At 70.5% G+C, this 20603-nt stretch carries 20 protein-coding genes; 9 read left to right on the forward strand and 11 right to left on the reverse strand.

Features of this window, described 5'->3' with window-relative positions:
* Nucleotides 1-166: 166 nt before the first annotated feature.
* Both ftsH and folE read left to right on the forward strand, forming a co-directional pair.
* Nucleotides 167-2200: an ATP-dependent zinc metalloprotease FtsH gene (gene ftsH, locus KCH87_RS42670; RefSeq protein WP_210593328.1), complete on the forward strand. Its 2034-nt coding sequence runs from the start codon at nucleotides 167-169 to the stop codon at nucleotides 2198-2200.
* Between the two features lie 119 nt (nucleotides 2201-2319).
* A complete protein-coding gene (folE, locus tag KCH87_RS42675) occupies nucleotides 2320-2925 on the forward strand; it encodes a GTP cyclohydrolase I FolE (protein WP_210593329.1) in 606 nt (201 codons plus the stop codon).
* A gap of 12 nt (nucleotides 2926-2937) precedes the next feature.
* On the opposite strand, the gene KCH87_RS42680 is transcribed toward folE, so the two are convergent.
* From KCH87_RS42680 to KCH87_RS42705, 6 genes are all read right to left on the reverse strand, one after another.
* Nucleotides 2938-3426 (reverse strand): DUF3180 domain-containing protein, encoded by a 489-nt coding sequence (locus KCH87_RS42680; protein ID WP_210593330.1) that lies wholly within the window; start codon nucleotides 3424-3426, stop codon nucleotides 2938-2940.
* Nucleotides 3427-3514: 88 nt separating this feature from the next.
* Nucleotides 3515-4126, reverse strand: coding sequence for a 2-amino-4-hydroxy-6-hydroxymethyldihydropteridine diphosphokinase (gene folK, locus KCH87_RS42685; RefSeq protein ID WP_210593331.1), 612 nt, complete (start codon nucleotides 4124-4126; stop codon nucleotides 3515-3517).
* On the reverse strand, nucleotides 4123-4482 hold the full coding sequence (gene folB / locus KCH87_RS42690) for a dihydroneopterin aldolase (RefSeq protein WP_210593332.1): 360 nt from the start codon (nucleotides 4480-4482) through the stop codon (nucleotides 4123-4125). Before folB ends, folK begins: the two co-directional genes overlap by 4 nt.
* 258 nt (nucleotides 4483-4740) lie before the next feature.
* Complete coding sequence (locus tag KCH87_RS42695) at nucleotides 4741-5244, reverse strand: nuclear transport factor 2 family protein (protein WP_210593333.1); 504 nt, start codon at nucleotides 5242-5244, stop codon at nucleotides 4741-4743.
* Nucleotides 5241-6176: a dihydropteroate synthase gene (gene folP / locus KCH87_RS42700; protein WP_247197647.1), complete on the reverse strand. Its 936-nt coding sequence runs from the start codon at nucleotides 6174-6176 to the stop codon at nucleotides 5241-5243. Before folP ends, KCH87_RS42695 begins: the two co-directional genes overlap by 4 nt.
* Before the next feature lie 177 nt (nucleotides 6177-6353).
* Nucleotides 6354-8219, reverse strand: coding sequence for a phosphatidylglycerol lysyltransferase domain-containing protein (locus tag KCH87_RS42705; RefSeq protein WP_210593395.1), 1866 nt, complete (start codon nucleotides 8217-8219; stop codon nucleotides 6354-6356).
* Nucleotides 8220-8442: 223 nt separating this feature from the next.
* Here KCH87_RS42705 and KCH87_RS42710 point away from each other — a divergent pair, with 223 nt between their 5' ends.
* Together KCH87_RS42710 and KCH87_RS42715 are read left to right on the forward strand one after the other, a co-directional pair.
* On the forward strand, nucleotides 8443-9567 hold the full coding sequence (locus tag KCH87_RS42710) for an esterase family protein (RefSeq protein WP_210593334.1): 1125 nt from the start codon (nucleotides 8443-8445) through the stop codon (nucleotides 9565-9567).
* Between the two features lie 98 nt (nucleotides 9568-9665).
* The gene (locus KCH87_RS42715) at nucleotides 9666-10949 is read left to right on the forward strand and encodes a hypothetical protein (protein ID WP_210593335.1); all 1284 of its coding nucleotides are present in this window, start codon (nucleotides 9666-9668) and stop codon (nucleotides 10947-10949) included.
* Nucleotides 10950-10972: 23 nt separating this feature from the next.
* Here KCH87_RS42715 and KCH87_RS42720 read toward each other — a convergent pair whose 3' ends face one another.
* Both KCH87_RS42720 and KCH87_RS42725 read right to left on the reverse strand, forming a co-directional pair.
* Nucleotides 10973-12307, reverse strand: coding sequence for a PH domain-containing protein (locus KCH87_RS42720; protein WP_210593336.1), 1335 nt, complete (start codon nucleotides 12305-12307; stop codon nucleotides 10973-10975).
* Nucleotides 12304-12807 (reverse strand): PH domain-containing protein, encoded by a 504-nt coding sequence (locus KCH87_RS42725; protein WP_210593337.1) that lies wholly within the window; start codon nucleotides 12805-12807, stop codon nucleotides 12304-12306. The genes KCH87_RS42720 and KCH87_RS42725 overlap by 4 nt, the downstream gene beginning before the upstream one ends.
* Nucleotides 12808-12846: 39 nt before the next feature.
* Between KCH87_RS42725 and KCH87_RS42730 the strand changes: the two genes are divergently transcribed.
* Entirely contained in the window at nucleotides 12847-13998 is a 1152-nt protein-coding gene (locus KCH87_RS42730; protein ID WP_210593338.1) for an NADH-quinone oxidoreductase subunit D, read from the forward strand.
* Nucleotides 13999-14053: 55 nt separating this feature from the next.
* Here the strand turns inward: KCH87_RS42730 and KCH87_RS42735 are convergent, their stop codons facing one another.
* Nucleotides 14054-15079: an SAM-dependent methyltransferase gene (locus tag KCH87_RS42735; protein ID WP_210593339.1), complete on the reverse strand. Its 1026-nt coding sequence runs from the start codon at nucleotides 15077-15079 to the stop codon at nucleotides 14054-14056.
* 118 nt (nucleotides 15080-15197) lie between these two features.
* Here KCH87_RS42735 and KCH87_RS42740 point away from each other — a divergent pair, with 118 nt between their 5' ends.
* The 3 genes from KCH87_RS42740 (at nucleotide 15198) to KCH87_RS42750 (ending at nucleotide 17826) form a co-directional block, all read left to right on the forward strand.
* Nucleotides 15198-16403 (forward strand): sensor histidine kinase, encoded by a 1206-nt coding sequence (locus KCH87_RS42740; protein ID WP_210593340.1) that lies wholly within the window; start codon nucleotides 15198-15200, stop codon nucleotides 16401-16403.
* Between the two features lie 85 nt (nucleotides 16404-16488).
* Nucleotides 16489-17160 (forward strand): response regulator transcription factor, encoded by a 672-nt coding sequence (locus KCH87_RS42745; RefSeq protein WP_210593341.1) that lies wholly within the window; start codon nucleotides 16489-16491, stop codon nucleotides 17158-17160.
* 33 nt (nucleotides 17161-17193) lie between these two features.
* The gene (locus KCH87_RS42750; RefSeq protein ID WP_210593342.1) at nucleotides 17194-17826 is read left to right on the forward strand and encodes an AAA family ATPase; all 633 of its coding nucleotides are present in this window, start codon (nucleotides 17194-17196) and stop codon (nucleotides 17824-17826) included.
* A gap of 15 nt (nucleotides 17827-17841) precedes the next feature.
* Here KCH87_RS42750 and KCH87_RS42755 read toward each other — a convergent pair whose 3' ends face one another.
* Nucleotides 17842-18933, reverse strand: a complete 1092-nt coding sequence (locus KCH87_RS42755) for a DUF5937 family protein (RefSeq protein WP_210593343.1) — start codon at nucleotides 18931-18933, stop codon at nucleotides 17842-17844.
* Between the two features lie 149 nt (nucleotides 18934-19082).
* Between KCH87_RS42755 and KCH87_RS42760 the strand changes: the two genes are divergently transcribed.
* Nucleotides 19083-19298, forward strand: coding sequence for a hypothetical protein (locus KCH87_RS42760; RefSeq protein ID WP_210593344.1), 216 nt, complete (start codon nucleotides 19083-19085; stop codon nucleotides 19296-19298).
* On the opposite strand, the gene KCH87_RS42765 is transcribed toward KCH87_RS42760, so the two are convergent.
* Nucleotides 19288-20514, reverse strand: a complete 1227-nt coding sequence (locus KCH87_RS42765) for a low specificity L-threonine aldolase (RefSeq protein WP_247197648.1) — start codon at nucleotides 20512-20514, stop codon at nucleotides 19288-19290. The genes KCH87_RS42760 and KCH87_RS42765 overlap by 11 nt on opposite strands.
* Nucleotides 20515-20603: the final 89 nt, after the last annotated feature.

Below are 20603 nucleotides of genomic sequence, written 5' to 3' on the forward strand. Positions count from 1 at the left end.
CTGTAAGACGATCGGGAACCCCAGCGGGTTTCGCGCCGTTGGAGCATGAGACGGGATTGCCAGCGGCCCTGTGCGGCTTCGGCCCACAAAGCTGGGGTACCGTCAGAAGAACTGTCTTATCAAACTCACTATGGCAGGAGGGACGGGGCGACACCGCTCCGTATGGATGGACGTGAAGCGATACTTCCGTGGGCCGGTCATGTGGATCGTGCTGGCCGTCCTTGCCGTGGTCGTGTTGATGCAGGTCGTCGGCTCGTCCGGCGGCTACAAGACGGTGGACACAGGCCAGGTCGTCCAGGCGATCAATGACAACAGGGTCGAGTCGGCCAAGCTGACTACAGGCGACGAGCAGATCATCAAGGTCCAGCTCAAGGACGACCAAAAGGTCGAGGGCAGCTCGAAGATCCAGGCGAGCTACATCGGCGACCAGGGCGTGGCCATCGCCACCACGCTGCAGAACAAGTTCCAGGCGAAGGAAATCCCGGACGGCTACACAGTCTCGCCGTCCAAGCAGAACCCGTTCGTCGGGATCCTGCTCTCCCTGCTCCCCTTCGTCCTCATCGTGGTCGTCTTCCTGTTCCTGATGAACCAGATGCAGGGCGGCGGCTCCCGGGTCATGAACTTCGGGAAGTCCAAGGCGAAGCTCATCACCAAGGACACCCCGAAGACGACGTTCTCGGACGTCGCCGGCTCGGACGAGGCCGTCGAGGAACTCCAGGAGATCAAGGAGTTCCTCCAGGAGCCGGCCAAGTTCCAGGCCGTCGGGGCGAAGATCCCCAAGGGCGTCCTGCTGTACGGCCCTCCCGGCACCGGCAAGACCCTGCTCGCGCGCGCCGTCGCGGGCGAGGCGGGTGTGCCGTTCTACTCGATCTCCGGTTCCGACTTCGTCGAGATGTTCGTCGGTGTCGGTGCCTCCCGAGTCCGTGACCTGTTCGAGCAGGCCAAGGCGAACGCCCCGGCGATCGTCTTCGTCGACGAGATCGACGCGGTCGGCCGCCATCGCGGCGCCGGCCTCGGCGGCGGTCACGACGAGCGCGAGCAGACCCTGAACCAGCTGCTCGTCGAGATGGACGGCTTCGACGTGAAGGGCGGCGTCATCCTGATCGCCGCCACCAACCGGCCCGACATCCTCGACCCGGCCCTTCTGCGCCCCGGCCGCTTCGACCGCCAGATCGCGGTCGACCGCCCGGACATGCAGGGCCGCCTGGAGATCCTCAAGGTTCACCAGAAGGGCAAGCCGGTCGCCCCGGACGTCGACCTGTCGGCAGTCGCGCGGCGTACGCCGGGCTTCACGGGCGCGGACCTGTCGAACGTGCTGAACGAAGCGGCGCTCCTCACGGCGCGCAGCAACCAGAAGCTGATCGACAACAACATGCTCGACGAGGCCATCGACCGCGTCGTGGCGGGCCCGCAGAAGCGGACCCGGATCATGTCGGACAAGGAAAAGAAGATCACCGCGTACCACGAGGGCGGCCACGCCCTGGTCGCGGCGGCTTCCCCGAACTCCGACCCGGTCCACAAGATCACGATCCTCTCGCGAGGCCGTGCCCTTGGTTACACGATGGTCCTGCCGGACGAGGACAAGTACTCGACCACGCGCAACGAGATGCTGGACCAGCTGGCTTACATGCTGGGCGGCCGCGCGGCGGAAGAGCTCGTCTTCCACGACCCGACCACCGGTGCTGCGAACGACATCGAGAAGGCCACCGCAACGGCCCGCGCGATGGTCACGCAGTACGGCATGACCGAGCGTCTGGGCGCGATCAAGTTCGGTGGCGACAACAGCGAGCCGTTCCTCGGCCGGGAGATGTCGCACCCGCGCGACTACTCGGAAGAGGTCGCCGCGCTGGTCGACGAAGAGGTCAAGAAGCTCATCGAGAACGCGCACAACGAGGCCTGGGAAATCCTGGTCGAGAACCGCGACGTCCTCGACGCGCTGGTGCTCCAGCTGCTGGAGAAGGAGACGCTGAGCAAGGAGCAGATCGCCGAGGTCTTCGCTCCCATCGTCAAGCGCCCGCCCCGGCCCGCCTGGACCGGTTCCTCGCGGCGCACGCCGTCCACCCGCCCGCCGGTGCTCTCCCCCAAGGAGCTCGCACTGACGAACGGCGCCAACGGCGCGACTCCGGCGATCACCACGGCCAAGGCCACCGCAGCGGAACCCGCCGCGGAACCGGTCCCCGAGGAGCGTCCGGAGAGCTGACCCTCCTGGCACCGGTGACCTCACCAGGCCCGGAATGATTGCCGCGCCCCCCTGGTTTTAACCTGGGGGGCGCGGCATCTTCGTATGCCTGTGCAAGTCACCTAGGAACGAGGCACCACATGATCGACCCCGTGATGCTGGACGGCGAGGGCGCCATTGGCGAGTTCGATGAGAAGCGCGCCGAGAACGCCGTACGCGAACTGCTGATTGCGGTCGGCGAGGACCCGGACCGCGAGGGGCTGAGGGAGACGCCGGCGCGGGTGGCGCGGGCGTACAAGGAGATCTTCGCGGGGCTGTGGCAGTCGCCCGAGGATGTGCTGACGACGACGTTCGACATCGGTCATGACGAGATGGTGCTCGTCAAGGACATCGAGGTGTACTCGACCTGTGAGCATCATCTGGTGCCGTTCCGGGGTGTGGCGCACGTCGGGTACATCCCGTCCACCAGCGGCAAGATCACCGGGCTGTCGAAGCTGGCCCGTCTCGTGGATGTCTACGCCCGCCGTCCGCAGGTGCAGGAACGACTCACCACGCAGATCGCGGACTCCCTGATGGACATCCTGGAGCCGCGCGGCGTGATCGTCGTGGTGGAGTGCGAGCACATGTGCATGTCGATGCGGGGCATCCGCAAGCCCGGGGCGAAGACCATAACGTCGGCGGTGCGTGGGCAGCTGCGGGACGCGGCGACGCGCAACGAGGCCATGAGCCTCATCATGGCCCGCTGACACGGCGGTGGGTCAGGCGGCGGACGCCGCTCCCGTGTTGTGGTCGTCGTCGTCCTCCGGGAGCTTGCAGACACGCTCCAGGAAGATGGCTGCCGCTATGACGGCGATGCCGGCCATGACGGAGAAGCCCGCATAGACGGCCTGGTCGCGGCGGGCCGGGATGTCGAGGGACTCCAGGAGGAAGACGCCCGTGCCGCCGTACATCCCGGCGACGAGGGCGGCCACCAGGGCGCTGGCCTGGCCGAAGACGACCGCACGGGCCGCCATGAGCGGGTCGACGCCCTTGGCCTCCGGTCGGCGCTCGCGCTGGGCCTTGAGGCGGGCGCGCAGCGAGAGCGCCGTGGCGAGGAGGATCACGGCGATGACGGCCAGGACGATGGGGGCGGCAAGCGGGACGCTGGGGAGCGTCCCGATCGAGTTCCAGAGGCGGGCTCCCGCCCAGGACAGGATTCCGGCGACGACGAAAACGCCGGCCAGCAGCCTGATGCGCAGCTCTCTCACGGTGTCCCTTCAGCTCCCCGGATCGGTGCCTGTCCTGCGGTCGTGCTGACCCGGCCGGTCCGTCCTGTGGTCGTGTCGACCTTAACGACTATTCAGGCAGCCGGAGTTCCAGGTCCTTGCGGGCCGCGACGCCCTCGCGGGTGACGATGCCGAGGAGCTCGGCCACCGCGCCACGGCCGGGGAGCTGGGCACCCGGCTCCAGGTCGTGCCAGGGGGCCAGGACGAAGGCGCGTTCGTGGGCGCGCGGGTGGGGGAGGGTGAGCTGGGGGTCGTCGGAGACGACATCGGCGTACGCGACGATGTCGACGTCTAGGGTGCGCGCGCCCCAGTGCTCGTCCCGGACGCGGTGGAAGGCTTCCTCGACCGCGTGCGCCCGCTCCAGGAGGGAGGACGGGGGGAGGGTGGTCTTCAGGACCACGACCGCGTTGAAGTACGAGGGCTGGCTGCCGGGCTCCACACCCCACGGCTCCGTCTCGTACACCGGCGAGACCCCCTTGATACGGACGCCCGGGGTGTCCTCGAGGGCGTCGATGGCTCCCTGGAGGGTCTCCAGGCGGTTGCCGAGGTTGGCGCCGAGGGAGATCACGGCTCGTTTCGGATTCTGGAGGGTGGTGTCGGCGGCGTCGACCTTCTCGACGACGGAGGCGGGCACCGGCTGTACGGTCGGGTCGCTGTGACCCTCGGTGAACGACGCAGTCATACTCGGCTCCGGGTGATGGTGACGGTCACGTCGTCGAAGGGGACCGTGATCGGCGCGTCCGGTTTGTGGACGCAGACCTCGACCTCCTGGACCCCTTCGTGCTTCAGACAGGCCTGGGCGATGCGCTCGGCGAGGGTCTCGATGAGGTTGACGGGCTCGCCCTCGACGACGGCCACGACCTCCTCCGCCACGATGCCGTAGTGCACGGTCTTCGCCAGGTCGTCGTCGGCGGCGGCCGGTCGGGTGTCCAGGCCCAGGACGAGGTCCACGATGAACGTCTGGCCCTCTTCGCGCTCCCTGGGGAACACACCGTGGTGCCCGCGGGCCTTGAGGCCGCGCAGCGCGACACGATCCACGCGAATCACTCCTGCAATCGTCGGTCATGGCCGAGGTGCACCGGGTGCGGGCGGCGCACCGGCCTCAAACGAATCTACCTGCGGGCACTGACAGGGCCGGGCCACGGGGCCGGGGTCCGAGTCGGGCTTCGCAGCTTTCATCGTGTGTTTCCCCGGGGGAACCCGGCGGCTCACGGGCTGGTAGCCGCCCCTACCCGGTGCTTCGTGATTCCAACCACTTCTTGGATTCCCTTGGTCCCGTAGGGGGCGCCTACCCACTCAGGTGGGGGTCTCGTCGCCTTCGTCCTCGTCGGTTTCGGCCAGAACCGGGGAGGCGTGGTGCGACCAGAGCCTCCAGCCGCCGGGTGTGCGCCGGAACACATTGGTGGCGACGACGAGCTGTCCGACCAGCGGGCCGAGTTCCTCGCCTCCTTCGGGGGCGGGGCCGCCGCTGAGGATGTTCTCGGTACAGGTCACCAGGGCGGTGTCACCGGTGACGGAGACGTGCACATCGGTGAGGAAGAACTGGATGTAGTCGGTGTTCGCCATGATCAGCGCGTACGACCTCAGGACCTCGCCGCGGCCGTTCAGTACGGGCCAGCCGGGGTGCACGCAGGAGATCACGCCGGCATCCGCCGGGTCGTGGTACTCCTCGTCGACGCCCAGGTCGGAGGGGGTGAGCCAGAGCGAGGTCAGCTCTTCGAAGTCGCCGCGTTCCATCGCTTCGTAGTAGGCGGTGTTGGCGAGTTCGACCTGCTCGACGTCGGTATGGGGGGCGCTCACAGGGCTCCTTCGGCGCCGAGCGCTCCTTCTGCGCCGGGGGTGTGGACGTCGCGCGAGGGGTGAGTGCCGGGGGTGCGCGCTCCCTCCACGGCGCGTGCGACGCGTACCGCGTCCGCCGTCGCGTGCACCTCGTGCACGCGCACTGCCCATGCGCCGGCGTGCGCCGCGAGTGCGGACACGGCGGCCGTTGCGGCGTCGCGCTCGCGTGCGGGCGGCGGTGCGCCCTCCGGTCCGGCCAGGACGCGGCCGAGGAAGCGCTTGCGGGAGGCGGCGACGAGCAGGGGATGGCCGAGGGCGTGCAGGCGGTCGAGGTGGGCGAGGAGCACGAGGTCGTGCTCGGCCTCCTTGGAGAAGCCGAGGCCGGGGTCGACGACGATGCGGTCGGGGGCGATGCCGCCGGCCAGGACGGCCTCCACGCGCACGTGCAGTTCGTCGAGGACTTCGGTGACGACGTCGGCGTAGACGCCCTTGGCGTTGCCGCCCTCCAGGAAGCCCCGCCAGTGCATGACGACGAAGGGGGCGCCCGCTTCCGCGACGACGGGGACCATCGCGGGGTCGGCGAGACCACCGCTGACGTCGTTGACGAGGGCGGCGCCGGCCGTGAGGGACTGCTGGGCGACACAGGCGCGCATGGTGTCGACGGAGACCGTGACGCCCTCGGAGGCGAGCTCGCGCACTACAGGGATGACGCGCCTGAGTTCCTCTGCCTCGTCGACCCGGGTGGCGCCGGGGCGGGTGGACTCGCCGCCGACATCGATGAGGTCCGCTCCCTCGGCGACCAGGGCGAGACCGTGTTTGACGGCGGCCGTCGTGTCGAACCAGCGGCCGCCGTCGGAGAAGGAATCGGGGGTGACGTTCACGACTCCCATGACCGCGCAGCGGTCCCACTCCGGAAGGCCCGCGACGCGCCCGCGTCCGCTCTGCTTGCTCATATCTTCAGCGTAGGCCAGGGCGCTCCGCTGGTTGGGCGGGTCTTTTGGCGCGGGCCCGGTGGGGGCGGTCGCGCCCACGCATGAGAGGCCGAGATGCGCCGTGGCAGGCTGCCGCGCCGTCGTGGCTGGTCGCGCAGTTCCCCGCGCCCCTGACGGGGCGCTGTGCCGCAGCCTCGCTCATGCCGCGCGGACGTCCCGTTCCGCCATGGCGTGGGCACACGCGCGTGGGGCGGGGCGGTGGCGGCGCAGGATGCGCGGCAGGGGCAGGGCGAGATCGACGAAGCCTTCCGCCTGCATGGCGGCGAATCCGATGCGCGGGAGGTCGGCGGAGGCGCGGTACACGACGAAGCGGGGCTCCCAGCGGGGCCGGAACTTCGCGTTGAACTTGTACAGGGACTCGATCTGGAACCAGCGGGAGAGGAAGACCAGCAGGCCGCGCCAGGCTCGCAGCACCGGTCCCGCGCCGATCTTCTCGCCGCGTGCCAGTGCCGAGCGGAACATGGCGAAGTTGAGCGACACGCGCGCGATGCCGAACTTCGGGGCCGCCTGGAGGGCCGCCACGATCAGCAGTTCGTTCATGCCGGGGTCGGCCGAACGGTCGCGCCGCATCAGGTCCAGGGAGGCGCCGTCGGTGCCCCAGGGCACGAAGTGCAGGATCGCCTTGAGATCGCCGTAGGGGCCGGGCTCGTCCGCTGCCCGCCCGTCTCCCACCACCGCCCTGCCTGAGGCGCTGCGCGCCGCCCCTTCAATTCTGTGGGCGGTGGCGATGAGGCAGTCGCCGTCGGTCGGGTCGCCGATGCGGCCGAGTGCCATGGAGAAGCCGCGCTCGGTGTCGGTGCCGCGCCAGTCGTCGGCGGCGCGGCGGATCCGCTCGAGTTCGGCATCGCCGAGGTCACGGACTCGTCGTACCCGGGTCTCGTAGCCGGCGCGCTCGATACGCTTCACCATCTGGCGCACGTTGCGCATCGCGCGCCCGGCGAGCGAGAAATCCGCGACGTCCACCACCGCCTCGTCGCCCAGTTCGAGGGCGTCGAGCCCGGTCTCGCGGGTCCACACCTCGCCGCCGGTCTCCGAGCAGCCCATGACGGCAGGCGTCCAGGAGTGGGCCTTGGCCTCGTCCATGAAGCGCTCGATGGCGCCCGGCCAGGCCTCCACGTCGCCGATCGGGTCACCGCTGGCCAGCATCACGCCGGACACGACGCGGTACGTCACGGCCGCCTTGCCGCTCGGGGAGAACACCACCGCCTTGTCGCGGCGCAGGGCGAAGTGGCCGAGGGAGTCGCGGCCGCCGTGCTTCTCCAGGAGCGCACGCAGCCGGGTCTCGTCCTCCTCGGTGAGACGTGCGGCCGGGTGTTCGGGGCGGAACGCGAGGTAGACGGTCGTGATGGCGGTGAGCAGGCCGAGGGCGCCCAGGGACATGGCGACCGTCCACGACGTGGTGCCCTGGTAGTCGACCGGGCCTTCGAAGCCGAACAGGCCGTAGAGGACGTGCGTGAGGCGGTCGGCCAGGCTCGGATCGCCCACCAGGGTTTTCGGGTGGACGCTGACGATGACCAGCCCGAGGACGAGCGAACCGGCGCCCATCAGGACGAAGTTGGCGAGCGCGCGCCACCGGCTGCGCGGGTCGGGCAGGGCCCTGAACTGGTCGCGGTGGCGCAGCAGCGGTGCCAGCAGCGCCAGCGAGATGACCGCCCCGACCAGGGAGTGGCGATAGGTGAACTGCGCCAGCGCGCCGAACGGCAGCAGGGCGACGGCGGCGCGCCAGGCCCGGCGCTTGCAACGCCTGAGGCCGTGGGCGAGCAGCAGCAACAGCACACCGGCGCTCAGCGAGAGCGCGGCCGCGAACGGGCCGAACGAACCGGGCAGCACTTCGGCGAGTGCGTGCATACGGCTGTGCCGGAACCGTGGGAAGACGCCCGCGGCGATGTCCAGCAGGCCCACGAGGGCACAGGCTCGGGCGACGAGGACGGGAACGGCTTCGGGGCGTGGACCGCGCAGCAGGTGCCGTACTCGGTAAGATCGCTGCGGAACCCCGCCCGACATTTCCACATCTGTCCTGACAGACATCGCATCCCATAGTTCCGCGAGAGAGCTTGGATCCGGTGCCGATTGGGGCATCCGGCGACATTGCGCCCTCTAGGACGGTGTCTCGGAGGCAGAGGTTCACTCCTCTCCTCAAAGCTGGTGAAAAGGCCGGGGAAAGCCCTGGACAAGCCCTTGCGAAGACGTGTGGGGCGAGGCGGAAAGCGCAGGCAGGAAACAGTTCATGGGTCTCACGAGCAACAAGGTGCTGGTGCTGGCGGTCCTCTCCGCCGTGCTGCTGTTCGCCGGCACGGTGTGGCTGTGGCCGCGGCTGGCCCGGCGGACCTGGCGGGCCGTCAGCGGCCGTGTCGCCCTGCTCCTCGCCACCCAGTTGACGCTCTTCGCCTCGGCCGGTCTCGCCGCCAACCAGGCCTTCGGGTTCTACGCCAGTTGGGCCGACCTGCTGGGGCAGGAGACCGACGAGGGAGTGGTCGTCGACCACACACCCGGCGACCCCACGCGCCCGCTCCGGGTCGTCGACACCGGGCGCGTTCCGGGGGCGGGCAGCCCCGGCGCGCGCTCCGGCGGCCGGATCCACGAGGTCGACCTCGTCGGCCGTACGACCCATATCGCCACGCGCGCGTACGTGTACTTGCCGCCGGAGTACTTCCAGCCGCGGTACCGCACGCGCACATTCCCCGCGGCCGTCGTCCTCACCGGCTATCCGGGCACGGCGAAGGCGCTCGTGGACAAGCTCGACTATCCGTACACCGCCCGGGGGCTCGCCAAGGAAGGCCGTATGCAGCCGATGATCCTGGTGATGCTGCGCCCGACCGTCGCGCCGCCACGGGATACCGAGTGCGTGGACATCCCGGGCGGGCCGCAGACGGAGTCGTTTTTCGCCAAAGATCTGCCGGACGCCGTGGGAGCGCACTACAGGGTGGGCGGAAAACCGGGGAGTTGGGGCATCATCGGCGACTCGACGGGCGGCTATTGCGCGCTGAAGCTCGCCCTGCACCACCCCCGGACGTACGCGGCCGGCGCAGGCCTGTCCGCGTACTACAAGGCACCGATCGACCCCACCACGGGCGACCTCTTCCAAGGGGACAAGACGCTGGAGAACCGCGCTGACCTGCGGTGGTTCATCAAGCACATGCCCGCGCCCGACACTTCACTGCTCGTCAGCAGCAGCAAGGTCGGGGAATCCAACTACAAGGACACTCTGAAGTTCATAGAGCAGGTGAAGGCGACGGACCGGACCCGGATCTCGTCGATCATCCTCGAAAGCGGCGGACACAACTTCAACACCTGGCGGCGGGAGATTCCGGCGACGTTGGAGTGGATCAGCGGGCGATTGAGCCATCGGTGAACCGGTGAACCCCCTTGGACCGGGTGAATGCAGCGGGATGGCTGTGTTTTTACGGGGCGGGCCACCAAGATTCGCCTACGCGCGGTAAGTTTCTGGCCATGCCACGTGGACGTCACCGCCATTCCCCGCCCTTGCACAGGCTGCTGCCTCCGTCGGCGATCGCTGGCGTCTCGCTCGTCTGTGCGCTAGGCCCCTGGGTGTTCTCGGAACAGACGGTGCTCCGCGGTCTGGCCGCGGCCGCCGCGGCGACGACGGTCGTCGGCGCGTTCGTGCTCCGCCGTTGGGACACGCAGGCCGGCAAGCAGGTCGCCGACCTCACGCGCGCGCGTGCCAGCGACGAGTGGCGGCACGAGGAGCGTGTGGCCGAACTGGAGACGGATCTCGAGGAGTCGCGCGAGCTGCGCGGCAAGCTGGAGCAGCGGCTGCGCGCGAAGCGTGCGGAGCTGGCCGGGCTGCGCAACGAGCACGCGGCGCTGCTGCGCCGGTACGCCACCGCGGAGACCGAGCGCGCGAGCGCCCTGGAGGGTCGCCGCCTGCTCGAGATAGAGGCCACCACGCCGGCCCGCGCGCTGCCGCCCGTGCCGACCCAGGCGACCGCTCCCGCGGAGGAGAGCGAGACGGTGGCTGCCCCGGCCTCGGCCGAACCCGAGCCGCCGGAAGCCGCCGAAGCCGAACAGGGCGAGCCCGCAGAGGAAGCCGAGGCCGGACAGGTCGAGCCGGCGGCTGCCGCGGTCTTCTCCCCGGAGGGGTCCAAGCTGTTCCTGCGCGCCAAGGTGGCGCTGGCGAAGTTCGACGCGGACAGCGCTTCCAACGGGGCCGACGGTGCCTCCAAGGGCGTCGACAGTGCTGCCAAGGGTTCCGCGGAGGACGAGGGCGCCCCCAAGGGTTCCCCCGATGACGACGGTTCCCCGAAGGGCGGCGCGTCCGCCAAGGCAGCGCCGGTGAAGGCCGGTACCGGGGAGGCCGCACAGGAGGACGAAGCGCAGGGGAAGCCCGAGGCGGTCGACGGGCATGAGCGCGCGACCGCCACCTTCACGGCCAAGCAGGCCCAGCCTGTCCAGCAGCACTCCGGGCACTTCGCGGTCCCGACCGCGGTGGCCGTCGTACCGGCGACGCCCGTGCGGCGTCCGGCGGTCGAGGGCGGTTTCGACTTCTTCGGTACGAAGGCGGAGTCGGAGTCCGCCGCCCTGGAAGCCGTACAGAACGAGGACCTCGCCGACGTCGTCGGTCAGGAGGCGCTCGCCCTGCACAAGGCGGAGGCCGAGGCGGAGTTCAAGCCGGCGGACGCGGAGTCGCGCGGGATCGGGCAGGTCATCGATCTGACGGCTCATGACGAGACGGAACAGATCGATGTGCAGGGGCTGCGCAGCGCGGTTTCCTGACCTACGCCTGACCTACGCCAGACCTACGGCTGTGCCATCCACCGGTCCGGCAGCGCATCCCTGCGCCCCGTTCGTGACCGCTCCGCCTGTCCCCGCAGCAGCTCGGCGGCCTCGTCGGCGTCCCGTAGCCGCGCTGTGACGGTCTTGTTGGCCCCCGTGTCCACGTGGACGTCCGCAAGCCGCCAGAAGCGCATCCAGGGCCCCTGAACGAGTCGTACGCTCTGGACCTTCGCGTGCGGCACCAGGGCCAGTCGCCGGCGCAGGAGCCCGTGCCGGGCGGCGAACACGGTGTCGGTGACCGCCAGGCCGTAGCCGCGCCACCACAGGGGTACGCACCGGCCGGCCCGGCGTGGCGGCCGGGAGAGGGACGGCGGCACCGTCGCTCCGGGCAGCACGCGCGCGATGACGGACTCGGCGATCTCGCGCGGGGCGACCGGCAGCAGCAGGGAGTTCGAGGAACCGGCGACGTCCAGCTCGACGCGCACCCAGCCCCGGCGCCGCCACAGCAGCGGCTCCACGATCCGTACGGTCTGCACGCGCCCCGGCGGCACCGTCTCGTGGACGCGGTCCAGGAGCCCGCGGTCGATGCGCAGCCCGTCCGGGGACTCGGCGACCGTCCAGTCGTACTCCGCGACGAACCGCCCCACACTGCTCGCGCCCGCCGCGCCGAGCAGCGGCAGGCCGACCGCGAGGACCGTCCACACGCTGTGGGTGGCGAGCCAGATCAGCGGCGGTACGACGAGCGCGGCGGCGAGCGTGCCCCAGGTCGCGCCGGTCAGGACGAGGGACAGGGCGAGTACACCGGGAGGCGTGCGCAGGAGCTCCTGCGCCGGCGCTTCCCCGACTTCGTGCGCCGTCTCGGGCGCGAAACCCGCCGCGCGCGCGAGCAGTTCGGCGCGCAGGGCACGCGCCTCGTCCGCGTCCAGGAAGGCGAGTTCGTCCTTCTTGTCCGTGCCGATCACGTCGAGCTTGAGCTTGGCGACGCCCGCGACCCGCGCGAGCAGCGGCTGGGTGATGTCGACGGCCTGGATGCGTTCGAGTCGGATGTGCGCGGCACGCCGGAACAACAGGCCGGTACGGATGCGCAGTTCGGTGTCGGTCACCGCGAAGTGCGTGAACCACCAGGTCAGGAAGCCGTACAGGGCGGCGGCCGGGACGATCACGGCGAGCGCGATCAGCAGTGTGGTCGTCGTCAGCCGGGTCAGCTGGCGCTGCGCCTGGTCGGGGTCGTGCACCGCCCACCCGATGAGTACGGCGACCGGCGCCCACGCCCGCCTGAGCGGCGTCACGGGGTGCAGCCGCCGCTCGGTCACGGGTTCCTTCTCGCGTACGGCGTCGTCGACGCCCGGCACTGTCACAGCCCTGCCGATCGTGCCTCGCCGAGTTCGGTGAGCCGGTCGCGCAGCCGTTCCGCCTCGACCGGATCGAGTCCGGGAATCGTCGCGTCGGTCGCGGCGGCCGCGGTGTGCAGCTGCACGCTGGCCAGCCCGAAGTGCCGCTCGACGGGCCCGGAGGTGACCTCGACCAGTTGCAACCGCCCGTACGGGACGACGGTCAGCTCACGCCACAGCACGCCCCTGCTGATCAGCAGGTCGTCGGCGCGCTCGGCGTACCGCCAGGAGCGCCAGTTGCGCTCGACCATCACCCAGCCCCATATCAGCAGGGCCAGCGGCAGCAGCGCGAAGGCGGCCCACACGGGACCGGCCAACAGACCGAGCAGCAGCCCCGTGCCCAGCGTCAGCAGTCCCAGCCACACCACCAGCAACAACCGACGCATCCGCAGCAGCCCGGGCGGCAGCCCGATCCACGCCTGCTCGACCCCCGCCGCCTCCGGGTTGTCCCGGCTCCCCGTCTCCATACGGCAAGCGTACGTAGGTACGTAGGGGAGACTGTGTCCATGACTCCTACGACGGAGACCACGGTCGGTATCGGCGGTGCCGCGGAGAGCACCGACATGGTGCTCAACATCGGGCCCCAGCACCCGTCCACGCACGGGGTGCTGCGGCTGCGGCTCACCCTCGACGGCGAGCGCATCACGAGCGCGGAGCCCGTGATCGGCTATATGCACCGCGGTGCGGAGAAGCTCTTCGAGGCGCGCGACTACCGCCAGATCATCATGCTCGCCAACCGCCACGACTGGCTGTCGGCCTTCTCGAACGAGCTGGGTGTGGTCCTCGCCGTGGAGCGCATGCTCGGCATGGAGGTCCCTCCGCGCGCGGTGTGGACGCGCACGCTGCTCGCGGAGCTGAACCGGGTGCTCAACCACCTGATGTTCCTCGGCTCGTATCCGCTGGAACTCGGTGGGATCACTCCGATCTTCTACGCCTTCACCGAGCGCGAGGAACTCCAGCACGTCATGGAGGAGGTCTCCGGCGGACGCATGCACTACATGTTCAACCGCGTCGGCGGCCTCAAGGAGGACCTGCCCGCGGGCTGGACGTCACGCGCGCGTGCCTCCGTCGCCGCCCTGCGCTCGCGTATGGACCGCTTCGACGACCTGGTGCTCGGCAACGAGATCTTCCGCGGGCGCACGCGCGGAGTGGGCGTCCTCGCGCCGGAGGCCGTGCACGCGTATGGCGCGAGCGGGCCGATCGCGCGCGCCTCCGGCGTCGACTTCGACCTGCGGCGCGACGAGCCGTACCTCGCGTACGGCGAACTCCAGGACACGCTCGGGGTCGTCACCCGGAACGAGGGCGACTGCCTCGCCCGCTTCGAGTGCCTCCTGGAGCAGACCCACAACTCCCTCGACCTCGCCGACGCGTGCCTCGACCGGCTCGCCGAACTGCCGCCCGGCCCGATCAACCAGCGGCTCCCCAAGGTCCTCAAGGCGCCGGAGGGCCACACCTACGCCTGGACCGAGAACCCGCTCGGCATCAACGGCTACTACCTCGTCAGCAAGGGCGAGAAGACGCCGTACCGGCTGAAGCTGCGGTCGGCTTCGTACAACAACATCCAGGCGTTGGTGGAGCTGCTGCCGGGGACGCTGGTCGCGGACATGGTGGCGATTTTGGGGTCGCTGTTCTTCGTGGTCGGGGACATCGACAAGTAGGCGGCACGATTCGGGAGACGGCACTGGGCGGGAAACTGGGCGGGAAGCAGGAGCCCTAGGCGAGCGGGTTCGGAATTCCCACCGGCTGCACCAGCCACCCGAAGTCGCCGAGGCCGCCGACTGCTGTGAGCTCGGCGCTCTCTCCCGCGTTCGCGAGGGCGCGCACGTAGGCCGCGGGATGGGTGGTCGCCAGGGCTAGTGGGGGGCGTGCGCCTGCTATGCCCAAGGCGCGCAGGGCGTCGCGCTGGCGCAGGAGGTGGGCGCCGGAGCGTGCGTCCGGGAGTGCGCTGCGGAGCGCGTCGAGAGGCGCGCACGCATCCAGCGCGACGTGTGCCGTGATGTCGCACGACCCGTCCGGCACGGGCGGCGTCTCGCGCCCCTGGCGGAAGCCGGTGAGCGTCCCGAACGGCGGGCGCGCGTCCGCCGTGTGCGTGTAGTCGACGGCGACCGCGAGCCCCCGGTCGAGCGTCGCGACCGCCGACGCCCAGGCCTCGTCCCGGGGCAGCCCGATCTCGGCGCGCACCCCCGCCTCGGCCGACAGCGGCCACCATCGGTCCAGCCACTCCGCCTCCGCCCCGGAGACACGTTCACCGAGCAGTTCGGTCCCGTCCTCCCGGACGAGCACCAGCCGCGGCACGCCCGAGGTGTCGACCTCGGCCACCTCCACGGGCACGTTGTCCAGCCACTCGTTGGCGAAGAGCAGTCCGGTGATGCCTTGTGGGGGCGCGCTGCGCCACTCGATGCGGTGATCGAGACCGGCGGGCCGGGTGGCGACCTCGACGGCGTACGCGCGCGTGCGAGCGGCCACGCCGGCGGGCAGCGCGGCCAGCACGCCGGTGACCAGCTCCCCGCGCCCCGCCCCCATGTCGACGAAGTCGAGCGGCTCGGGTCCGTCCAGGGCTTCGTCGACCTCGCACAGCAGCCTGGCCACGGCTTCGGCGAAGAGCGGCGAGGCGTGCACGGACGTACGGAAGTGACCGCCCGGACCCTCGGGCCTGCGGTAGAAGCCGTCCGGCCCGTACAGAGCGGCCTCGGTCGCCGCCCGCCAACCGCGCCAGTGCCCCGCTGTCTCGTCCGTCACGCCGTCAGGTTAAGCGCACAGGGGAACGGAGCCTCCACCTTGCGGAGTATGCGAGCCCGGTGCGGATCGGCCCTCCGGTTGACCCCTGCACGCATCATGCTTCCCTACTCTGGGTTACGTGCAGCGCCTCTACGACTTCCTCCGCAGGCACCCGACATGGGTCGACGGCTTCTGGGCCCTCGTCCTGTTCGGGATCTCAGGCGCGGGCGTCGTCAGTGTCGACCCATCGTCGGACCACCGGGGAACCGTAGCCGAGGGGTTCGTGGTCTCCGCGATCCTCTGCGTGGTCGTCGCGCTGCGCCGCCGTATGCCGGAGAGGATGCTCCTGCTGGCCCTGGTCGCAGGGATGGCGCAGCTGATCCTGGACATCGAGACGGTCGTCGCCGACTTCGCCATGCTGGCGATCGTCTACACGGTCGCCGCGACCGGTGCCCGCTGGGCCTCCCGCCTCGCGCTGGCGGGCGGACTGTGTGCGGCGGCCCTGGCGCAGGTGCGCTGGCCGGAGTACCAGACGAGCGCCGCGGGGAACGTGGCCCTGGCGGTCCTTCAGACGGTGCCGTTCGCGCTCGCCTGGGTGCTCGGCGACTCGGTGCGCACCCGCCGTGCCTACTTCGCGCAGCTGGAGGAGCGCGCCACCCGGCTCGAGAAGGAGCGGGAGGCGCAGTCCAAGGTCGCGGTGGCCGCCGAGCGCGCCCGGATCGCACGCGAGCTGCACGACGTCGTGGCACACAACGTGTCGGTGATGGTGGTCCAGGCCGACGGTGCCGCCTACGTCCTCGACTCCGCGCCCGACCAGGCGAAGAAGGCCCTGGAGACGATCTCCTCCACCGGCCGCCAGGCCCTTGCCGAGATGCGCCGCCTGCTGGGCGTGCTGCGCACCGGCGAGCACCAGGAGAGCGGCGAGTACGTCCCGCAGCCCGACGTTCAGCAGATAGACGAGCTGATCGAGCAGTGCCGCACTTCGGGCCTGCCCATCGACTTCAAGGTCGAGGGCACCCCGCGGCCGCTGCCCAGCGGCGTCGAGCTCACCGCGTACCGCATCGTGCAGGAGGCACTCACCAACACCCGCAAGCACGGTGGGCCGAACACGGGCGCCAGCGTGCGCCTGGTCTACTTCGACGACGGCCTCGGCCTGCTCGTCGAGGACGACGGCAAGGGCGCCCCGCACGAGCTGTACGAGGAGGGCGGCGCCGACGGCCAGGGCCATGGTCTGATCGGGATGCGCGAGCGGGTCGGTATGGTCGGCGGCACCCTGGACGCGGGCCCGCGCCCGGGCGGCGGCTTCCGGATCAGTGTGCTGCTCCCGCTCAAACCGGCGCACTGACGCCGACGCACGCCCCCTGTTGACACCTGTCACGCCCCCGCCATGCACTCAGCCGAGACAACAGACGAGAACGGAAGAGGCCCCGATGACGATCCGCGTGATGCTCGTCGACGATCAGGTGCTGCTGCGCACCGGATTCCGGATGGTGCTCGCCGCCCAGCCGGACATGGAGGTCGTCGCGGAGGCGGGCGACGGTGTCGAGGCGCTTCAGGTGGTGCGCTCGACCGCCGTCGACGTGGTGCTGATGGACGTACGCATGCCCAAGCTCGACGGCGTCGAGGCCACGCGCCGCATCTGCGCCGAGCCCGACCCGCCGAAGGTGCTGATCCTGACCACCTTCGACCTCGACGAGTACGCCTTCTCGGGGCTCAAAGCGGGCGCGTCCGGCTTCATGCTCAAGGACGTGCCGCCGGGGGAGCTCCTGACCGCCATCCGCTCCGTGCACAGCGGAGACGCCGTCGTCGCCCCCTCGACGACCCGGCGTCTCCTCGACCGGTTCGCGCCGATGCTGCCCAGCGCCGGCAAGGAGCCGAAGCACAAGGAGCTGGAGCGGCTCACCGACCGTGAGCGCGAGGTCATGGTGCTGGTCGCGCAGGGGCTGTCCAACGGGGAGATCGCGGCCCGGCTGGTGCTGTCCGAGGCGACCGTCAAGACGCATGTGGGCCGCATCCTCACCAAGCTGGGGCTGCGGGACCGGGTCCAGGTGGTGGTCCTGGCTTACGAGACGGGGCTGGTGCGGGCCGGCGGACACGGCTGATCGCGGGTGCGCACGCCTCGGTAGGGTCGGCGCATGCTCCTGTGGATCAACGGTCCTTTCGGCGGCGGTAAGACACAGACCGCATACGAGATCCAGCGGCGGCTGCCCGGCAGTGTCGTCTGCGATCCCGAGCACGTCGGGTTCGGTCTGAACCGCACGCTGCCGCCCCAACTGCGCGGCGACTTCCAGGACTTGGTGGCTTGGCGGCGGGGTGTCGTCGAGGTGCTGGATCTCGCCCTCACCAAGCACGACGGCGTGGTGATCGCGCCCATGACGGTCACCGACTCCCGCTCCTTCGCGGAGACCGTCGGACGGCTGCGTGAACTCGGCCACGACGTACACCACTTCACCCTCCTCGCGCAGCGCGAGACCGTCCTGAAGCGCTTGCGGGAGCGCAACTTCGGACACCTCCTTGGGTACGTCGGCGGCAAGAACGTCTCTCTGCGCCGGGAGAGTTGGGCGGTACGGAAGCTCGATCACTGCCTGGAGCGGCTGCGCGAGCCGGAGTTCGCCGAGCAGCTGTGGACGGACCACTCGACGGTGCCGAAGACCGCGGACCGAATCGCCGTGCTCGCCGGACTGACGCTCAGGCCGAACACCGAAGGGGCGGTGCGGACGCGGCTCAGACAGGCGCGGATCGGGATCAGACACATCCGGTTCGACTGAGCCCTTGGGGCCGGCTCAGCGCAGGATGCCCTCCAGGAAGTCGCTGCCCAGCCGGGCCACCACGGATATGTCCAGCTGGTACTGGATGTACCGCCCGCGGCGGCGCGTAGTGATCAGGCCGGCCTTCTTCAGGACGCTCAGGTGGCGGGATATCTCCGGGGCCGTCATGCCGTGGATCTGCGCCAGCTCGCTCGTGGTGTAGGCAGTGCGGGCCAGATGGCGGCAGATGCGCATCCGGACGGGGTGGGACAGCGCCGTCATCCGCAGGGCGAGCTGCTCGACGGAGGACGAGGCCGAGAGTTCGGGGGAACCGACCGGATAGTGCAGCACGGGTTGCCAGTCGGGGCGGTACAGCACGGACAAGTGGGGCCGACCGAGGCTGGTCGGAATGAGGAGGAGGTTGCCGTCCTCCGTGGCCGTACGCGCCACGCTCAGTTTGTCGACCGTGATCACCCCGGCGGCCTCGTCGAGCGCGATCGCGGGGGACACCGCGGCCAGAGCCTCGGCCAGGCCCTTGTGGCGCAGCATGTCCGTCTTGTGGCGGGCGTCCGCCGTGAGCTGGTGGCGCAGCCGGGCCCAGGTCTCCGCGAAGAATGCCTCGTCGCAGTCCTCGAGGAACTGCCGCAGCCAGGCCCGGATCCTGGGCGGGTCGGCCAGCAGCAGTTCGCTGAACCGCTGCTGTTGCGGTCCCCGAGCGGCGGCCAGCTCCAGAGCACGGCGGCGCAGCCCGGCGTCGGCGAGCACGCCGTAGGGCATCGCGCACGTGAACTCCATGGCCGCATCCACGAACTGCTCGTCCGTCAGCTTGTCGAGCAGGTCCAGTTCCTCTGCGAGCGTCGCGCCGGGGAGCGTGGCCCCGCCGGGGATTCCGGCGTACGGCAGGAACACGTCCGAGAACGTCGTCCGCCAAAGGAAGTCGGCCTCGCACATCCGGTCGGCCAGATGCGGGTCGAGCCGGGCGGTCACGGCGGTCACCCACCCCTGAAGGCCGGGATGGTGCCCGGGCTCGGACAGCGCGTGCAGCGCCATGCCGAGCTCGGCCACGGGCGAAGGGACGACGGCGACCCTTTCCGGCCGCAGCCCCGCGATGTCGATGGTCACGCTCATGCCCTCATGGTGCACGCCGCCACTGACAACGCGACCTCGGATTGACGGCGGTCGTCAATCGACGCGACTTCCCGGCCGCGGCATCGCAACCTGGGACTCCCGGGGCAGCCGCGGAGCCCGATTTCTACGTCCCGAGAAGGCGATCCGCCATGAGCATCACCCAGCAGTACCTCCTCGACACCTACCGCGCCCGGCAGCTGGGCGAGCCCGCCCCGCCCGCGCCCGGCGCGCACGACTGGCAGGTCGTGCGCGAGCTGCGCGACCACCGGCAGTTCAGCGCGGTCGTCGCGGGCCGCCCGGCCCACGGGCGGCTACGGCCGGCCCTGGCCCGGTGGCTGCGCCCGCGCCCGCGTTCTACTTGCTGACCTCCTCGCTGACCTTCTCGGCGTTGCCGACCACCTCGGTCAGCCGGGCGACGAAGTCCGCGACCGCCGACGTCACCTCCTCGGCCGTCCACTCCAGGCCCGCGGCTCGTACGTCGATCTCCGTGACGGCGAGCCCCGGGCCGGGGGTGGCCCAGGGCCGGGCGAACAGCAAGGTCCCGGTCTCCTCGGCGTGCCGGACCGCGGCCTCGGCGACGGCATCTGCGTCGTACGGCAGCCAGACCTGGAACTCGTTGGTGTGCGGTTCCTCGGGGTGGATGCGCGCCCAGGGCACTCCGGCGGCCGCGAACCCCTCGTGCAGCGCTGCGGCCACCACGCGCGCGTGCCGCACGTATGCGGGGAGCCGGGGCAGCTCCCGCTCCAAGCCGGCGAGCGCCGACAGCACGGTCGGGAACTGCTGGAAGACCGTGCCGCCGTACCGGTGCCGCCAGGCCTTGGCCTCCTCCACCAGCGTCCTGGGGCCGGCGAGGGCGGCCCCGCCGAAGCCGTCCAGGGACTTGTAGAACGACACGTAGACGCTGTCCGCCAGGCCCGCGATCTCGTCCAGGGGGCGGCCGAAGTGGATGGTGGTCTCCCACAGGCGCGCGCCGTCGAAGTGCACCACCGCATCGCGCTCCCGCGCCGCCTCCACGACCTCGGTGAGCTCCTCCCAGGAAGGCAGCACGAAACCGGCTTCCCTGAGGGGCAGTTCGAGCATCAGCGCACCGAAGGGCTCCTCGAAGTCGCGTACCTCGGCGGCGGTCGGCAGTCGGGGCTCGCTCGTCACCCGGACCGGACGCAGGCCGCTGACCTCGCTGAACGCATTGCGCTCGTGCACTTCGGGGTGGGCGAAGGCGTGCAGGGCGACGACGGGGCTGCCGGTACGGCCCGCCCAGCAGCGCAGGGCCACCTGCTGTGCCATCGTGCCGGTCGGGAAGAACGCGGCGGCCTCCATGCCGAGCAGACCGGCGACCTTCTCCTCCAGGGCCTCGACGACGCCGTTGCCGTACATGTCCACCGTCTGATCCAGGTCGTACACCTCGTCGGCGGCCTCCAGCACCGCCAGGCGCTCCCGGAGGGTGCTGAGCACACTGGTGCGCGCGAGGACTCTCTCCGCGCCGCGGTAGGCGCTGACGCGCCGCTCCCGGTTTCGCTTGCGCCGCTCGTCGTCCGACTCCGGTTCGCCCGGTCGCGTGCCCTGTTCCGGCGTATCGCTCATGCGACGGATCATGCCGGTCGGCGATTCGGGAGGGCACCCGCTTTTCCACAGTCGACCCCACCCGACGTGTGGCCGCCCACAGCCTGTGG

Origin of the sequence: Streptomyces sp. GESEQ-35 (assembly GCF_017948485.1) — a bacterium.
Lineage (GTDB): Bacteria > Actinomycetota > Actinomycetes > Streptomycetales > Streptomycetaceae > Streptomyces.

Excerpts from the sequence above, each read along its gene's own strand:
- ftsH (WP_210593328.1), top strand. The coding sequence starts at position 167 with ATGGACGTGAAGCGATACTTCCGTGGGCCGGTCATGTGGATCGTGCTG.
- folE (WP_210593329.1), top strand. The coding sequence starts at position 2,320 with ATGATCGACCCCGTGATGCTGGACGGCGAGGGCGCCATTGGCGAGTTC.
- folK (WP_210593331.1), bottom strand. The coding sequence starts at position 4,126 with ATGACTGCGTCGTTCACCGAGGGTCACAGCGACCCGACCGTACAGCCG.
- folP (WP_247197647.1), bottom strand. The coding sequence starts at position 6,176 with ATGAGCAAGCAGAGCGGACGCGGGCGCGTCGCGGGCCTTCCGGAGTGG.
- KCH87_RS42705 (WP_210593395.1), bottom strand. The coding sequence starts at position 8,219 with ATGTCGGGCGGGGTTCCGCAGCGATCTTACCGAGTACGGCACCTGCTG.
- KCH87_RS42710 (WP_210593334.1), top strand. The coding sequence starts at position 8,443 with ATGGGTCTCACGAGCAACAAGGTGCTGGTGCTGGCGGTCCTCTCCGCC.
- KCH87_RS42715 (WP_210593335.1), top strand. The coding sequence starts at position 9,666 with ATGCCACGTGGACGTCACCGCCATTCCCCGCCCTTGCACAGGCTGCTG.
- KCH87_RS42725 (WP_210593337.1), bottom strand. The coding sequence starts at position 12,807 with ATGGAGACGGGGAGCCGGGACAACCCGGAGGCGGCGGGGGTCGAGCAG.
- KCH87_RS42730 (WP_210593338.1), top strand. The coding sequence starts at position 12,847 with ATGACTCCTACGACGGAGACCACGGTCGGTATCGGCGGTGCCGCGGAG.
- KCH87_RS42745 (WP_210593341.1), top strand. The coding sequence starts at position 16,489 with ATGACGATCCGCGTGATGCTCGTCGACGATCAGGTGCTGCTGCGCACC.
- KCH87_RS42750 (WP_210593342.1), top strand. The coding sequence starts at position 17,194 with ATGCTCCTGTGGATCAACGGTCCTTTCGGCGGCGGTAAGACACAGACC.
- KCH87_RS42755 (WP_210593343.1), bottom strand. The coding sequence starts at position 18,933 with ATGAGCGTGACCATCGACATCGCGGGGCTGCGGCCGGAAAGGGTCGCC.
- KCH87_RS42760 (WP_210593344.1), top strand. The coding sequence starts at position 19,083 with ATGAGCATCACCCAGCAGTACCTCCTCGACACCTACCGCGCCCGGCAG.
- KCH87_RS42765 (WP_247197648.1), bottom strand. The coding sequence starts at position 20,514 with ATGAGCGATACGCCGGAACAGGGCACGCGACCGGGCGAACCGGAGTCG.